We start from the raw sequence: 14962 nt of genomic DNA, 5'->3' as shown, positions 1-14962 counted from the left end.
GATTATTTTTCTTTCCAGTAGCCGATCCATTCTTTCAAGAGTTGCATATTTTTCGCTAATGCACCGCCTTGCGGAATAAAATGCATCATATTTAACCCGTATTCTTTAGGCGTAATCCCTTCGCCGACACTCGCCGGTAATACCTCAAATCCCTGCTGTTGGAAAAGCAAGGTTGCACGTTGCATATGCCATTCATTGGTAACAAGAATAATTTTATTGATATGCTCTTTTTCCAATATTTGTTTGGTAAAGAGGGCGTTCTCTTTAGTAGTTAAGGCGTTAGGCTCAATCCAATTTGTCGGTATATGAAAGAAATGTTGTAATTCTTCCGCTGCAATTTTCGCTTCAATTGCACCGGTAGGACTAGCACCGGTAATCAAAAGCGGTAAGTTCGTTTCTTTTTGTAAATACGCCGCATAGCGTAAGCGTTCAAGCTGAATTGCGGTGGAAGCAAGCGGCGCATAAAGCTCTTTGCTATCGCGCAATCCGCCACCCAATAGCACGATGGCTTGGGCATTTTTGTAGTCGTTGAGTGTTAAATTGTCTTCCGTAATTAAGCTGTCTTTTAAGCTTTGTGCGGTGAAGGGAATACTCAATATATAAAGTAGAGCAAGCCCAAGTGCGGTTGAGATTCGGCTTAGTTTTTTGCAATTAAACCTTGCCAAAATCAATGCCACCAGCCATAAAATTAAAACATTGAATGGCGGTAATATCATGGCGGTGATGAGCTTTTTGATTTCCATCATTTTTTGTCAATTTCCACAAAATCAATATTTTTTGTCCATAAATTGGCATAGCCGGAATTTTTACCGTAAGCGTTATCGCATACTCGGTTTGGAATTTCCAGTAAGCAGGAGAAAATATGGCCGTGTAAACGTGTGGTTGTTACCTGATCATTTTGTAAAAATACCTCGGCGACGCGATTTACAATACGTTTGGTGTAAGCAAACCAAAATTGATGGAAACGGTTTTTTAACCAAGCCCAGTTTTGTTGATTGGCAAATTTACTTATACGCCAACCGAGCGCCAAAACGATACTGTCTAAACGGGAGAGAATATCATCCCAATCTTTCACATTTGAATTTGCCGGCAGGGTAGCAAGGATATTTTTTTCTACGTCACTGGCTTCAATGTCTTTGCGTAAAAAATAAAGTTGTTTGCCGGTGTTGCCTTGTTTTGTCGGCAAAGTGCCGTAAAGTTGGTGTGCCATATCCGGTGATAATGACACATTTGAGGAAAATTGTTTGAAACTTTCCGCTGTGCGTTCATCACGGGCAAGTAAGTAACAATCTGCGTGTTGATTGAAAAGTGCGGCTGATTTTTCGAGATTTTTTTGCTCTTTAAAATACAGCGTTTGTGGTAACACAATGATACGGTTATTGGGGAAATGTTGAATCATTGTCTCTCGAATTTTTTGGTGTTGCGGATAGAGATCGCCAAAATTTCCACCACCGTGTAACAATATTGTTGTATTTGGGGTAATCTTTTGTTTTATCTCATTAATATCCATATCAAACTCACAACGTTTTAATCTCACACGGATATGGTGATCTTTAAAAAATTGTTCCGTTCCGTGATAGATCAATAAATCTCCGACATTCAAATGCAACGGATAATCAAAGTAAAACACGTCATTTTTATCTTTGATTAAATCCGCAATGGGATCGAGTTGCTGCTTTAGAGAAACTAATGTTGAATTCATTTTTTTACCTTTTTCAAAATATAGCCAAATAAGAAGGCTTTTTCTGTCCGATTTAAACCGATTAATAAAATCACCGCAATCAGCCCAAATTCCAATAATACCGCCTTAGCGAGAAATTCAGGGAAAGTATAAATGCGCTGGGTATTCGACAAGTAAATGAGCCCGATTAAGTAGGCAAATACGATGCCGATATTAAGTAAGTATGTGACAAATTCTTTTCGGTTAAATTGAATTTTTTTGTTAATAAAATAGAAACGGTAGATTTGCATGATAAGTGCGGTAGAAAATCTGCCGATAAAGGCATAGATCGGGTTATAACCGAGAGTAAATAAATAATAGGCGAGCGGCACGGTACAAAGATCAATGATGGCAATGACAATATTATATTGCTTAATTTTGTTTGTTCCGATAGCCAACGCTGTCATCCAAAATGATCCCGCCATGGCACTAATCAGCGAGCATAACAGGGTAATTTGCACTAATTGTTGCACATATATCGGTAAATGATCACCTAACCAGAAGGTAAGCAACGTGTGAGGAAAATAAAGTACCGGAGCGGATAAAATCGCAATGAGATAAAAGGAATATTTTGATGTGCCGAGAATAAGCTTTTTATTGCGTTCGTAATCTTTTGCCGCATAAGATTGCACAAGTTGTGGGTTAAATGCCACTTGAAAGTTATTCACAAAGCTATAAATCGCGGTATCCACTTGGGTGGCGATGCCTACGGCAGCATTGACGGTGACCCCAAAAAACAGGTTGATGACCATATTTAAGCCTTGTGTTGAGGCGACATAAGCCGTTTGCCCGAGTAACATCCAACCGGAAAAACTTGCCATTTCCTTTGTTTTGCTAAAATCTTTGTAGAAACGAAAACGGGTTTCACTATAAAAGGTGCGGCGGGTAAAATTAACATAAAGTACAAATACGAGCAGGCTCACCCCAAGTAATAATAGGCTATAACTGATTAATTTATCGTATTGTTCAATTTGCATTAAAATAAAGATAGCAGAGAGTTTAAATGCCGTCTCACTCAAGCCCAGCCAAGCATAAAATGACATTCGCTCATGGGCGACAATCATGGCATTGAAAGGAACTTTAATAATTTCAATCAGGGCAATGAGAAGAGCAATTTGATAGACAATATTGGCCGCATGCATTCTTTCTGTCGGAATATTGAGTTTATGGTTTAAAAACCAAAGCCCCACGGTTTCCGCCAACACTGCCACGATAAGCATAATAAAGAGATGATTTAAGATACTGATATTAAAAATAATATTGACACGGTTTGAATCATTGGCGGCTTTTTCCACATTAATAAAACGTTGGGTGGTTGCCGTCATCGTACCGTTAAAAAACGAAAACAAAATCACCACGCCCATGACAATGTTATAAATCCCGAAATCTTCCACGCCCAGCACACGTAATACAACACGTGAAATATAAAGCATTGCTCCCATATTAAAGAGCATACGGATGTAAAGAAACAGGGTATTTTTCGCAATGGTTTTGTTCGACATTATGACTGATTTTCGCCTTAAAATTGGTGGGGAATTATAGATTTCTTTAGTATAATCAGCAATCTTTTATACAACTATTTCCCATTTGATTAATCAAATAGACGATACCGTTTTAGTCGAGAGAATAATGAATAAATATTTGATTTCCTTGGATAAAGATGAACAGCGACGTACGCTTTTCTTTTCGCAAGCCGATACGGCGGATTTTTGTGTATTTTCCGCAATCAATACAATGCAACGTGAATGGGAAGAATTGGCGCAGCAGTTTGATTTGGCTCAATTTGAACGGCATTACAGGCGTAAAGTGACGAAAGGTGAAATCGGTTGTACGCTGAGTCATCTTGCCGTGTATCGTTTAATCGTGGAAGATGAATCGGTGGCGGACGATGATTACGCCTTAGTGTGTGAAGATGATGCTTTGCTTGCGCCAAATTTCCAACAAAATTTGACCGCACTTTTAAACCAAAATAATGCCATGCCGATTGTGCTGATCGGGCAATCAAAAATTGCTCAATTTAATGATACTGAGTTGGAAATTAATTACCCGACGACTTTTTCATTTTTATGTCATAAAGCAGATGATGTGGTTTATGCCTATCCCTATAAAAGTTATTTTGCCGGTACGGTAGGATATTTAATCAAAAAATCTGCCGCCCGTGCTTTTCTTAAGCAACTTGAACAGGGGAAACCTTTTTGGCTTGCCGATGACTTTTTGTTATTTGAAACGCGATTTGCTTTGTCGAATCAAGTGGTTCGTCCGCTGATGGTGATCGAAAATCCGAAATTAGTAAGCAATCTTGAGGCGATTCGTGGTTCGCAAGCGAATAATCTTGTCAAAAAACTGGTGAAATATCCGCTGAAAAAAATAATGGCAATTCAGAAAAATTTAGGAAAATAAATGACCGCACTTTTTAATCTTTTTTATATCTATGATCCGTGGTTTTTCCATGTGGTGCGTATGTCTTTTGTGGTTGGTTTGCTTGCTTTGGGCGTGTTGTTTTATCGCTATATAAAGAAAAAAAACACGCAAGGTATTATTGTGCCAATGGATAGCTTAGCCGTACTGTTAGGATTAATTTTATTGAGTGTGATTCCGCTACTGATCAATGGGACAAGCGATTTTTCAGTGGTTACTATGTATGTGAAATCACTGATTTTATTTATTTTCGGTATTGGGTTTTATAACGTCTTCTATGCGATACCCAATGGGCAACAGCTGCTTGTGCGTGATTTACAAATCGGGGTTGTGGTGCAATTTGTATTTGGCATCTTAGCCTTGTTTGGTGTGTCGTTTTTGGTCGATTTTTTGCTTTCAACCAATGCGGTACTACCGGCACGATTTTATGGTTCGGAACAAGAATATCGCTTATATAATCTGACTGCCACTGCGTTTTTCCAACTGAGTTTATTTTACTTAATGCTGTTCCATTTTTTATTAGCGCATAACGCAAAACATAGCAGCATTCCGAGTGTTTTTGTATTTTTGATGCTCTGTATCGGGTTGATTTCCGGTAGAACGTTTTTGTTGCTTTCCGTGGTGAGTATAGCCGTGTATTTTAAATGGCGATATGTCCCATCGTTGATTGCATTTTTGCTGTTGGTGCTGGGATTGGCTTATTTTGCACCCAAAAATCCTTATGTCGCCCATGCGTTAGAGCCGGTCATTAATTTGTTGCACGGAGCCGGTTTTGTGAGTTCTTCCACTGATACTTTAGTCAAAAATCATCTGTTTATGCCGACCTTGAAACAATTTATCAGCGGTGATGGAATGTATATGACAGGGCAGTTAGAGAGCGGGCGTTATTATGGCCATACGGATTCCGGTTTTTTACGCCAAATTTTATACGGCGGCGTAGCTTACGCACTGGTTTGTTTTTTTGTCACATTTTATTTTGTACGCAAAGTCGCCCTGAATTGGTTTGATGGTAGTTGGAAATTTATTCTTTCCGCTTTTGTGATTCTTACCGCCTGCAATATTAAAGCCGATACCTTCGCTTTTCCGGGCATTATGTTTGTGATGTTGATGTTTTTGTCATTATTTGGCGTTCACGGTAAACAACGTATTTTCTTAGTACAGAATGAGGAAAAAAATGTTTAGTATCATTGTACCGTCTTACAATCGAAAATCGGAAATTCCCGCTTTATTGGAAAGTTTAGGGAAGCAAACCAACAACGATTTTGAGGTGGTGATCGTTGATGACAACTCGCAAGAACCTGTTGTAGTGGAGCAATCTTATCCCTTTAAGGTAAACGTGATTCGTAATGAGACCAATCAGGGGGCTGCGGAAAGCCGAAATATCGGTGCTCGTGCAGCAACGGGGGAATGGTTGTTATTTTTGGACGATGATGATCGATTTGCTGAGAATAAATGTGAGAAATTGGCTGAGGTGATTAGCGAGCAACCCGCTATTAATTTTATTTATCATCCGGCGAAATGCGAGATGATCAATGAAGGATTTAGCTACGTGACCAAGCCGATCCCACCACAAGAAATTAGTGTGGAACGTATCTTACTGGCGAATAAAATTGGCGGTATGCCGATGGTGGCGGTGAAGAAAGATCTTTTCTTAAAAATTGGCGGATTATCTACCGCACTTCGCTCATTGGAAGACTATGATTTTTTGTTGAAATTAGTTAAAGATCCAACGTTTAAGCCTTATAAAATAGGCGAACCTTTGACTTATTGTACCTTCCATACAAAACGTGCCAGTGTTTCAACGGACACCAGCAATACTGAAAAAGCCATTGATTATATTCGTGAACACTATGTGAAAACCGCAGAGCAGGCGCATAATTTCAACATCAACGCCAGCTATATTTTGGCTTATCCGCATATCATGAATTTGTCACGCAAAGCAGCATATTATTATTTTGATATTTTTAAACAAACCAAAAGTATTAAACAATTAGTGCTTGCGATGATTGTGCTTATTTCGCCGGAACTGGCTCTGAATTTGAAACGGTTTATGTAATAGAAAGGATAGTCATGAAATTTTCAGTTTTAATGTCTTTATATATTAAGGAAAATCCACGATTTTTACGGGAATGTTTTGAAAGTTTGTTAGCTCAAACCCATCAGGCGGATGAAATTGTGTTAGTGTTTGATGGGGCGGTTACTCCGGAATTGGAGCGCGTTGTCGCTGAGTTTGAAAAACAGTTACCGTTAAAATTAATTAAATTGCCGAAAAATCAAGGATTAGGCAATGCGCTAAATGAAGGATTGAAACATTGTTCTTATGACTGGGTTTTCCGTATGGATACGGATGATATTTGCGTGCCGGAACGTTTTGCCAAACAGGTGGCATTTATCGAACAACATCCCGACACAATTATTTTTGGCGGACAAATTGCCGAGTTTGGTGAAAATGTAAATGATATTGTTGCCTATCGCCGTGTGCCGACAGAAGCACAGGATATTGTGAAATTTACTCAAAAACGTTGTCCTTTTAACCATATGACGGTGGCATATCAAAAAAGTGCGGTGATAAATTGCGGGGGGTATGAGGATCTGCAAGAAGATTATTATTTATGGATTAAACTTGTCGCACAGCAACAAGCGGTGGCAAACTTGCCCGATATTTTAGTTTATGCACGGGTAGGCAATGGAATGGTCGGACGTCGCCGAGGATTGAATCAGGCTAAGGCGGAGTGGCGGTTATTTAAATTAAAATATCGTTTGGGCATACAAGATTTCGCCTCAGGATTATTTATTTTTATTTTACGATCCGCTTCCCGTTTATTGCCGACCTCATTATTAAAAGCGGCTTATAACAAATTTTTAAGAAAATAAAAATGATGTTGAAGGAAAGAAAACCAATGAAAAAAATTTCGTTATTATCAACCGCACTTTTATCTTGTTTACTCGTAGGCTGTTCCGGCAGTAGTCAAAGCACATCGGCTAAAAATATTCCTACAATTAGTCGTAATGCGGTTTATTCTAAGCCGCGCACACTGGGTAACTTTAATGATTATGTTCAATTTTTAAAAGGTAAAGCTGCGGCGGAAGGCGTTTCTCTTGCTACCTTAAATGCACAAAATAATATTGGGTATATGGAAAAAGCCGTGGCGTTAGATCGTGCGCAAATGGGGCGGTTAGTAAAACGTAATCCAAACCAACCTCCGGTGTTGAATCCGAAGGGGACCACTAATTATCTCAATAAAGTACTCACGAACAATAAAGTGAGTGTGGCTGAAGAACGTTATTGGGAAGTCCAACTTCCACTTCAACAGGCTAGCCGACGTTATGGCGTACAACAAGAATATATTCTTGCTTTATGGGGAATGGAAAGTAGTTTCGGGCATTACCAAGGAAACTATGATGTACTGTCCGCCCTAGCGACCCTAGCCTTTGACGGCAGACGTGAAGCCTTGTTTAGTAGAGAGTTCGTCAATGCGATGAAAATGCTGGATAGTCATTATATTCAGCGCCCTAGAATGTTGGGTTCATGGGCGGGAGCAATGGGGCAAACCCAATTTATGCCAAGTGCTTTCTTAAATTATGCGGCTGATGGTAACGGTGATGGGGTAAAAGATATTTGGACAAACCAATTTGATGCTTTTGCGTCCATTGCAAATTATTTACATACCGTAGGTTGGGACAATAAATTGCCTTGGGGTATCGAAGTGACATTAACCCAACCCATTGATTTATCCCTTTCCGGTATTGAGAAAAATAAAGCCCGTTCTTTGCGTGATTGGCAAGCTCAAGGTGTGATACCAACAAGTTTTGGTGCAGAAGAACAAGCAAAACTGACCGCACTTTCCCATACGGATCTTTGGCTTGTGCGTCCGGATAAACAGGTGGGGAGAGCATTTTTAGTGTCGAATAATTTCCGCACGATTTTAGATTGGAATAAATCCAATTATTTTGCTGTGAGTATCGGTATGTTTGCCGATCAAATTAAGGAAAGAGTAGGGTTATAAAAAACAGCGGTCAAATTGACCGCTGTTTTTTGGTTTGATTAGGTAAATTATTTTGCAGCCGGTGCTTGAGCCGGTTGTTCTGCGTTAGGTGCAGCCGGTTGTGCCGGAGCCGGGTTGAATTTAGCTTCAATTTGTGCGCCAAGTTCCGCTAAAGATTGCATTTTGTTTTGCAATTCAGCCGCTTTTTCAGCGTAGGCTTTTTGATCTGCTTCGGTTTTCACGTTTGCTTGAGCAACCAATAATTGGCTCGCAAGAGTCAATACTTCTTTAGTTTGATTTTTTGCACTGCCGATTAAATCGGATTTCAGATCAAGAGCATCTAAACTTGCAATGCTTGCTTGAACAGTTTTATTAAACGCTTCAATTGCAGCTTTTGCTTTATTTTCATCTTTTGCTTCAGCGGCAGCATTTAATTCCTGTTGAAGTTTTTGCTGATTTTGAGCTTGCACTACACCTTGCTCTTGGTTCCACGCGATTAATTTTTCGTAATCCGCTTTTTCTTGTGCTTCCGCACTCATTGCCGGTGCAGCTTCAGCCGCTTTTGCCGCCTCTGTTTGTTGGGCTGCTTCAGGTTTAGCCGTATCTGTCGTTTTGTCTGCCTTATCACAAGCAGTTAAAAATAAAGCAAACAATGCAGTTGCAGTAATTTTTGTTAATTTGTTCATAAAAAATAATCCTTTAAGTTGAAATTAAAAAGTATTCCTTGGATGATTAAATCCACGGATTCCTGAGACCGCTTATTTTCAGATTAGTTTAAAAATTTTTCAAGAAATTTATTTTAGCGTAGGGACAAACTCGGATAAGGCTTTTATTTCCTCTTCGCTTAAACGTTGTTTTGCCGGATTGCCGGCTCCAATGATATTTTCTTTTTTGCGCTCAAAAAGTGCGGTTGAAATTTCCTCTGTTTTTAATTGATTGATGATTTTAGATTCACCCATTGCCGCTTTCTCGCCTTTTTTCCCGTGACAAGTGGCGCAGGAACGTTTGTAAATCTTTTCTGCTTTGGTGAAAACAGGACTATTAGCGCTCTCGGCTTGAGCAAAAAAAGCAATACAGAGCAAGCCTACGAGAAATAAATGAAGCCCTTTCATTGATGATCCTTTTAACTGTTATTTTTTGAATAAGTTATCCAATTCTTCCTGAGGAATTTTACCTTCAAATTTAGCTTGAATATAGCCTTTATCATCAATGATAAAAGAAGTCGGCGTACCGACTAATTGATACCGCTCGGAGGTGATTTTCATTTGATCTTTAATCACCGATTGGGTGAGTTGATGTTTGGCAACCACGGCATTGGTGTCCATATTTTCACCATCAACATTGATGGCAATAAGTTGGACTTTATTTGGATAGGCTTTATTAAGTTGCTCGAATGTTTTTAGTTCTGCCATACAATGACCGCAGGTTTCCGACCAAAAGGTGAGTAATCGGGTGCCTTGCCAATCTTTTAAGTTTACTTGTTTACCTTGTAGATCATAGGCGGCAAGTTCAGGTGCGGCGTTACCGAGAGTTGCCTTTTCTTCTTTACAAGAAACGGTGCTGAAAATGACCGCACTTAAGCAAAGTGATTTGAGTAAAAGTTTAATGTTCATTTCGTTCTTCCCGTAAAAACTTCCCGTGTTGCAGATAAATGGTACGATCAGTGAGTTCGCCCAGTTCCGGATTATGGGTCACCATGACAATGGTTCTGCCTTGGCGGTTTAACTCTTGCAATAAGTCTAAGATTAATGCCTCATTTTTTTCGTCCAAATTACCGGTGGGTTCATCGGCAAAAATAACAGGGGGCTGATTGACAAGGGCGCGGGCAATGCAAACGCGCTGTTGCTCACCGCCGGAAAGTTGGCTTGGTCGGTGATCCATACGATGTCCTAATCCCACTTGTTCTAACACCGCTTTTGCCGCCGCTTCGTCAATGACGCTGTGATAATGTTGGGCGAGCATGACATTTTCAAGGGCGGTTAAATAGGGAATCAAATGGAACTGTTGAAACACCAAGCCGATTTTTTCCGCACGAAAACGTTGGCGACCGATTTCATCTAATTGGGCGGCATCAATGCCGGCTAAAATAACATTCCCTTCACTGGCGGTGTCCAGCCCGGTGAGAATGTTCATCAAGGTCGTTTTACCTGAGCCGGAGGCGCCCATAATGGCAACAAATTCGCCTTGTTTAATTTGAATATTAATATCTTCAAGTGCGGTCACTTGACCGAAGCGTTTATATAAATGTTTTGTTTCAATAACAAATTGAGTCATAGCTTTCTCTTTTATTTTGTTAGGCGATTTTTTCTCAATCTATGCCTTAGATTTATTCACCTTTTAATACATTCGCCGTCTGAATACTTAATGCACGACGTGTTGGTAGGATAACGGCGATAAATGCGACCAACAAGGAGAGCATAATGGTAATAGGGAAGACCGGTAAACGCATATCAATATAAGATTTAAAGACCGTTAAGCCTAAAATCTGAGCGAGTAAATAACCAAATATTAATCCGACTAAAATGGCACAGACGGCAATAATAAGAATTTCTGTACAGATTTGCTTAATAATATCCGACTGTTTTGCCCCTAATGCTTTTTGTAGGGCAAATTCTTTGGCTCGTTCGCCGACAATTGCGATCAATGTGGTGTTCACACAAAGTGTAGCCAACACTAAAATCACTAAAGAGATTAGTCCCATTAGCCCTTTGATTTTATCTAAAATTTGCCCTTCCGAGGCGGAAACCTTACGGATCGGGTGGGCGGTGAGATCTTGATATTGTTGCATAATATTTTCTGCAAACTGATCGACCTGCCCCAGTTCATTTCTGACATTGAGTAGCGCATTGTTGGCAAGCCCTTCTTTTTCCAACCAATTCTGCGCAAAATCAAGATTGACGATGAGCATGTTATCTGTGGCATCACCGGCTTCTACAATAGCTTTAATGGTGAATTGATGTTTTTCTACCGCATTTTTTGACAGTTGTAGTTTATCGCCGATTTTTAAATTAAGGCGTTCGGCAAGGGTTTTACCAATCATTGCATTGCGATCATCAAAATTCACATTAATGGCGGAACCGCTAATTTGCCAATAAGGGGCTAAAACCCGCATATCTTCAAAACGAACGCCCATAATAACGATTTTTTCCAACTCACTGCGTGTTACGCCGTAAAGATAGGGGCTGGCTGCGGTGATTAATCCCTGTGGCGCTTGTTGCAAAATTTCATCAATTTGACTCACAGAAACCATTTCGCCTTTTGTCGAACCGATATAGAAATTGGCACCAAAGGTACGAAGTTCTTGGCTCATTTTGGTGTTGATATCGAAATAAACGGCCGCCATGGCGGTAACAATGCCTGCTCCCACCGTTAAGGCAGTAAAAATAATCATCACCCGTTGTAAACGCAGACGAAGCGCACGGAAAATTAGCCGCCAAAACATACTGTTATTGTCTGCCATAAAGCACCTCAACAGGATAAAGTTTGGCAATACGATGTGCGGGGAACCAAGTTCCAATCAGGGCAATGAATATTGACAGTACCAGTACGCAAGGGATCACAATCCAAGCAAAACTGAGCGGTACGCCAAAGAGTGTGGTACCTATAAATTTTGCCAAGCCCCAACCGGCTAAACATCCCAAGATACCGCCAATTAATGCACTTAATACGGCTTCGCAATAAAACAACAGAACGATCTGCCATTGGTAAGCGCCCAAGGCTTTCATTAAACCGATTTCTTTGCTTCGTTCAATAATGCTGGAACTCATCAGCGAGGCAATACCCATTGCCGCTGCAATTAATGCCGCAAGCGTGACGACTGAGAGTAACAACTGAATTTTGCTGATGACCACGCCTTCGGAGGCGGCAACTTGCCAAATAGGACGCACAATCGCACCGGAGATGGCTTCTTCCAGTTGATGGGAAATCGAAGAGACATAGGCAGTGCAGTACCAACGATCATACTCTTCCGCGTCAAGGGCATCGGTATTGGCGCGAGCTTTACGGGAGAGGGTATTTTCCGGTACGGTGAGGGCGGAAACTTTCACCGATTGGACTTTACCTTCTAAACCCAGTAGGGTTTGAGCTGCACTTAACGGCATAACAAGTTGATTATCTTCCGTTCCACCTGTGGTTAAAATACCTTGAATTTTGACCGCACGTTGAGCAGAAAACTCTTTTTCTTGATAGCTTAAATGAAGTGTATCGCCAATTTTCCAGCCGTTCACTTTGGCAAGCTGCGTGCCCGCAAGAACAGGAATGATTTCACCGAAATTGTCATTTTCATCATTTACCCAATTGCCTTGCACCTGCCAATAAGGGCTGATAATACGTTGCCCGGTGTGATAATCTTCTTCATCGGGAATCGCAATGTTGTGATCGAAAAAGGTGCCTAGAATTGAAACGGAGTCCGAAAGTGCGGTCGATTTTTCCGCTGTTTTTATTACATTAACGGTTGCCGTTAATTGAGGGGCAAAGCCGACAATATTATTACGCCAGAAAATATCTTTAATGTTCGGCAGCTCTTTTTCATCAAGAAAATCTTGACCGGAAAGGGCGATGTTTGTATTGAGTTCATCCGGTAAGGCAGCATTACTTGCCGGTTCAATCAAAATATTCGCGCCGTAAGATTTTAGTTCTTTTGCCATTTTATCGCCAATATCAATAGAAACGGCAAGCAAGGCGGAGACTAAACCGGCTGCCAAGAAAATGGTGACAATGGCTAATAATTTTCGCTTGATACCAAAACGCCAAGATTGAAATAACATTCTCGCTAACATTGTTATTCCTCTTTCCCATTTTCATTACTGAGGTATTTTTCAGGGCTATTACGGAACAGTTCAAGATTTTCTTCATTTTCAAAGAAATAAGTACGGTTTTCAAAGCTGTATTTATGTTCCGTTTGGGTATTTTTTAATTTTTTGCCACTAATAGGATCCTGCACCTCGATTTCTACGATAGTGCTGAATAAATTAAGCCCGTCTTCCAATGAGGTGCGGTGAATAATAAGCTCATTTTCCGTTTGTTGCCAATCTTCAATCGGTACGGGATTACATCCCCCCGCTTTGCCAATGGACGGAATGAACATATGGACGCCACATCCTACGCAGACGACTTGATTACCTTGCATCACATAACCTTGATCACCGCATAATAAACAGGCATCAAATACTGCTGCAAGACTGAGCTTATTCGGCTGGCGGTTAATAATAAAAAAGCGTACGGCTTTGCCATCGTCTGCGATCCAAACAAATCGGTGTAGTTTTCCGTCTTTTACTTGTTCAATTGGGATACGGACTTGTTGTGCTTGATTCAGCGTAACGGGTACGGCTTCGGAAAGTTGTGGTGGGCGTGAAGCCACTTGTACCCAATAAAGTTGGCTTGCGCCAATAAAAATTATTGCCAATGTTCCCCAATTAATCAGACGTTTTGATATTTGCACCAATGCTAATTTTTTGCGTTTTTCGATAGGATCTTGTTCAATTTTGGCTTGTAAAGCCCGTTTAACATGAGTTTGAAAGATGAAAATCCCTAAGTTTATGAACATGACAGAAAGGCAGATAACATTAAGCCAAGTCGTGACAGCCCCTGATTTTGCGGCAAAACTTAACCGCACTTTGGTGAGTTCAATTAGCTGTAATTTCATAAAAATAAGTAATAATTCGCCCGCCAGTGGTATCACTAAGGCGAACCAAAGCACAAAACTCAGCGCAAAAAGTGCGATGGATTTTCCTTTTGTTTTTTGCTGTTGTTTAAGTAAGAAATAGAGCCATGTTGATACGGCAAAGCATAAAATGACACCAAAAATAACCGCGCTGAGATTTAAAATAAAATCAGTATTAATAATATCCGTATTGGTAAGCGCGGTGATATTAGGATCTTTTGCCCAAGTCGCACCTGCAATCAGCATTAAGATAAATTGCCAACACAGAGTCAGTTTGCTTGAATTTATCCATTGACTGAAGGCAAAAAGTAAGAATGTACTAAGAAAAATGACGGTGATGATAAGATTTGCCACTTGGCTGGTTGGCAAGATAAGACGTAATGTCACACCGCTTATTAAGCCAAAAAAACTTAACCAAATGATTGTTTTTGAAGCGGGGGTAGTTGGTTTTATTGCCCAGGAGGCGCCGAGTAAAATTGAAATAGGTAAGAGCGATTGAAGCAGAAAAACGAAAAAGTAAGTCATATAAGTCAAAAAATATCATCGTAATAAAATATGTTGGCACAACATATTATTTGGTTAAGTCTCTATGGTAGATAGATTTGTGCGTGAATATAAGCTATTCACGCACGTTGTAAAGGATTATTTAATTCCTGTGAATTTAAATTCATAGTTTACATCAAAAGGCTTCCACCAACGACCTACACCGGTTTCTTCATCCGTATGGCGGTGCATACCGGCTTTTGACGGCGGATCGATATGATAGGTTAATTTGTAGTTACCCACACCCATCATTTTTACGTTTGCACCATAATGCGGCCCGTCACCGGCAACCATTGGCATAAAGGTACCCTCTTGTTTTTCGCCGGTATCGGTATTGACTAAGGTGTAATTGATTGTGAGATAAGGCATCCATTCGCCGTCACCAAATCCGTTTTTATTACCTTTCACTGCGTGGATATCCGCTTCTAAGTGAATGTCGGATTTTGCAGCTGGTAAGCCCATACCGCGCGGTTCCATATCAATCGGTTTCAGATAAACGGCGGCAATTTCCATATCATTCATTGTCACGGCTTCACCGATAGGATATTCGGTAAAGGCTTGTGCGCTTGCAGCAAATAAACCGGCGGTAAGTGCGGTCGTAATCAGTGCTTTTTTCATATTAGATCTCCTGAG

General features: G+C 40.4%; 16 protein-coding genes. 5 read left to right on the top strand and 11 right to left on the bottom strand.

Annotated features, from left to right (window positions below):
- Positions 1-2: 2 nt before the first annotated feature.
- The 3 genes from PNEUHYL_RS00455 to PNEUHYL_RS00445 are packed head-to-tail and all read right to left on the bottom strand — an operon-like array spanning position 3 to position 3222.
- Complete coding sequence (locus tag PNEUHYL_RS00455) at positions 3-746, bottom strand: YdcF family protein (protein ID WP_059365311.1); 744 nt, start codon at positions 744-746, stop codon at positions 3-5.
- Positions 743-1702, bottom strand: a complete 960-nt coding sequence (locus PNEUHYL_RS00450) for a polysaccharide pyruvyl transferase family protein (RefSeq protein ID WP_059365310.1) — start codon at positions 1700-1702, stop codon at positions 743-745. Before PNEUHYL_RS00450 ends, PNEUHYL_RS00455 begins: the two co-directional genes overlap by 4 nt.
- Positions 1699-3222 carry a lipopolysaccharide biosynthesis protein gene (locus tag PNEUHYL_RS00445; RefSeq protein ID WP_059365309.1) on the bottom strand — a complete coding sequence of 508 codons (1524 nt, stop codon included), beginning with the start codon at positions 3220-3222 and terminating at the stop codon, positions 1699-1701. Before PNEUHYL_RS00445 ends, PNEUHYL_RS00450 begins: the two co-directional genes overlap by 4 nt.
- Before the next feature lie 127 nt (positions 3223-3349).
- On the opposite strand from PNEUHYL_RS00445, the gene PNEUHYL_RS00440 reads away from it, so the two are divergent.
- Genes PNEUHYL_RS00440 through PNEUHYL_RS00420 form a run of 5 tightly spaced genes read left to right on the top strand, consistent with a single transcriptional unit; the run spans position 3350 to position 8145 of the window.
- On the top strand, positions 3350-4120 hold the full coding sequence (locus tag PNEUHYL_RS00440) for a glycosyltransferase family 25 protein (RefSeq protein WP_059365308.1): 771 nt from the start codon (positions 3350-3352) through the stop codon (positions 4118-4120).
- A complete protein-coding gene (locus PNEUHYL_RS00435) occupies positions 4121-5320 on the top strand; it encodes a hypothetical protein (RefSeq protein WP_059365307.1) in 1200 nt (399 codons plus the stop codon).
- On the top strand, positions 5313-6194 hold the full coding sequence (locus PNEUHYL_RS00430) for a glycosyltransferase family 2 protein (RefSeq protein ID WP_059365306.1): 882 nt from the start codon (positions 5313-5315) through the stop codon (positions 6192-6194). The genes PNEUHYL_RS00435 and PNEUHYL_RS00430 overlap by 8 nt, the downstream gene beginning before the upstream one ends.
- 14 nt (positions 6195-6208) lie before the next feature.
- Positions 6209-7012, top strand: a complete 804-nt coding sequence (locus PNEUHYL_RS00425; RefSeq protein WP_059365305.1) for a glycosyltransferase family 2 protein — start codon at positions 6209-6211, stop codon at positions 7010-7012.
- A gap of 26 nt (positions 7013-7038) precedes the next feature.
- Positions 7039-8145 (top strand): lytic murein transglycosylase, encoded by a 1107-nt coding sequence (locus PNEUHYL_RS00420; protein ID WP_059365304.1) that lies wholly within the window; start codon positions 7039-7041, stop codon positions 8143-8145.
- A gap of 47 nt (positions 8146-8192) precedes the next feature.
- Here the strand turns inward: PNEUHYL_RS00420 and PNEUHYL_RS00415 are convergent, their stop codons facing one another.
- The 8 genes from PNEUHYL_RS00415 to PNEUHYL_RS00380 all read right to left on the bottom strand — a co-directional run bounded on the left by PNEUHYL_RS00415 (position 8193) and on the right by PNEUHYL_RS00380 (position 14947).
- Positions 8193-8810 carry a hypothetical protein gene (locus PNEUHYL_RS00415; protein ID WP_059365303.1) on the bottom strand — a complete coding sequence of 206 codons (618 nt, stop codon included), beginning with the start codon at positions 8808-8810 and terminating at the stop codon, positions 8193-8195.
- Between the two features lie 108 nt (positions 8811-8918).
- On the bottom strand, positions 8919-9236 hold the full coding sequence (locus PNEUHYL_RS00410) for a c-type cytochrome (protein WP_059365302.1): 318 nt from the start codon (positions 9234-9236) through the stop codon (positions 8919-8921).
- An 18-nt stretch (positions 9237-9254) separates the two neighbouring features.
- On the bottom strand, positions 9255-9737 hold the full coding sequence (locus PNEUHYL_RS00405; RefSeq protein WP_059365301.1) for a TlpA family protein disulfide reductase: 483 nt from the start codon (positions 9735-9737) through the stop codon (positions 9255-9257).
- A complete protein-coding gene (locus PNEUHYL_RS00400; RefSeq protein ID WP_059365300.1) occupies positions 9727-10398 on the bottom strand; it encodes an ABC transporter ATP-binding protein in 672 nt (223 codons plus the stop codon). Before PNEUHYL_RS00400 ends, PNEUHYL_RS00405 begins: the two co-directional genes overlap by 11 nt.
- Positions 10399-10450: 52 nt before the next feature.
- The gene (locus tag PNEUHYL_RS00395; RefSeq protein WP_059365299.1) at positions 10451-11584 is read right to left on the bottom strand and encodes an ABC transporter permease; all 1134 of its coding nucleotides are present in this window, start codon (positions 11582-11584) and stop codon (positions 10451-10453) included.
- On the bottom strand, positions 11571-12902 hold the full coding sequence (locus tag PNEUHYL_RS00390) for an ABC transporter permease (protein ID WP_059365298.1): 1332 nt from the start codon (positions 12900-12902) through the stop codon (positions 11571-11573). Before PNEUHYL_RS00390 ends, PNEUHYL_RS00395 begins: the two co-directional genes overlap by 14 nt.
- A 2-nt stretch (positions 12903-12904) precedes the next feature.
- Positions 12905-14311: a Fe-S-containing protein gene (locus PNEUHYL_RS00385; protein WP_059365297.1), complete on the bottom strand. Its 1407-nt coding sequence runs from the start codon at positions 14309-14311 to the stop codon at positions 12905-12907.
- A 117-nt stretch (positions 14312-14428) separates the two neighbouring features.
- Positions 14429-14947: an iron transporter gene (locus tag PNEUHYL_RS00380; RefSeq protein ID WP_059365296.1), complete on the bottom strand. Its 519-nt coding sequence runs from the start codon at positions 14945-14947 to the stop codon at positions 14429-14431.
- Positions 14948-14962 lie beyond the last annotated feature (15 nt).

This window comes from Rodentibacter caecimuris (assembly GCF_001019715.1).
GTDB classification, from domain to species: domain Bacteria; phylum Pseudomonadota; class Gammaproteobacteria; order Enterobacterales; family Pasteurellaceae; genus Rodentibacter; species Rodentibacter caecimuris.
Note: the sequence above shows the minus strand (reverse complement) of the source record. Positions and strands in the feature narration are given on the sequence as shown.

Coding starts and splice junctions, on each gene's coding strand:
- PNEUHYL_RS00410 (WP_059365302.1), bottom strand. CDS start 9,236: ATGAAAGGGCTTCATTTATTTCTCGTAGGCTTGCTCTGTATTGCTTTT.
- PNEUHYL_RS00385 (WP_059365297.1), bottom strand. CDS start 14,311: ATGACTTACTTTTTCGTTTTTCTGCTTCAATCGCTCTTACCTATTTCA.
- PNEUHYL_RS00450 (WP_059365310.1), bottom strand. CDS start 1,702: ATGAATTCAACATTAGTTTCTCTAAAGCAGCAACTCGATCCCATTGCG.
- PNEUHYL_RS00405 (WP_059365301.1), bottom strand. CDS start 9,737: ATGAACATTAAACTTTTACTCAAATCACTTTGCTTAAGTGCGGTCATT.
- PNEUHYL_RS00390 (WP_059365298.1), bottom strand. CDS start 12,902: ATGTTAGCGAGAATGTTATTTCAATCTTGGCGTTTTGGTATCAAGCGA.
- PNEUHYL_RS00445 (WP_059365309.1), bottom strand. CDS start 3,222: ATGTCGAACAAAACCATTGCGAAAAATACCCTGTTTCTTTACATCCGT.
- PNEUHYL_RS00435 (WP_059365307.1), top strand. CDS start 4,121: ATGACCGCACTTTTTAATCTTTTTTATATCTATGATCCGTGGTTTTTC.
- PNEUHYL_RS00395 (WP_059365299.1), bottom strand. CDS start 11,584: ATGGCAGACAATAACAGTATGTTTTGGCGGCTAATTTTCCGTGCGCTT.
- PNEUHYL_RS00430 (WP_059365306.1), top strand. CDS start 5,313: ATGTTTAGTATCATTGTACCGTCTTACAATCGAAAATCGGAAATTCCC.
- PNEUHYL_RS00415 (WP_059365303.1), bottom strand. CDS start 8,810: ATGAACAAATTAACAAAAATTACTGCAACTGCATTGTTTGCTTTATTT.
- PNEUHYL_RS00440 (WP_059365308.1), top strand. CDS start 3,350: ATGAATAAATATTTGATTTCCTTGGATAAAGATGAACAGCGACGTACG.
- PNEUHYL_RS00400 (WP_059365300.1), bottom strand. CDS start 10,398: ATGACTCAATTTGTTATTGAAACAAAACATTTATATAAACGCTTCGGT.
- PNEUHYL_RS00425 (WP_059365305.1), top strand. CDS start 6,209: ATGAAATTTTCAGTTTTAATGTCTTTATATATTAAGGAAAATCCACGA.
- PNEUHYL_RS00380 (WP_059365296.1), bottom strand. CDS start 14,947: ATGAAAAAAGCACTGATTACGACCGCACTTACCGCCGGTTTATTTGCT.
- PNEUHYL_RS00420 (WP_059365304.1), top strand. CDS start 7,039: ATGAAAAAAATTTCGTTATTATCAACCGCACTTTTATCTTGTTTACTC.
- PNEUHYL_RS00455 (WP_059365311.1), bottom strand. CDS start 746: ATGATGGAAATCAAAAAGCTCATCACCGCCATGATATTACCGCCATTC.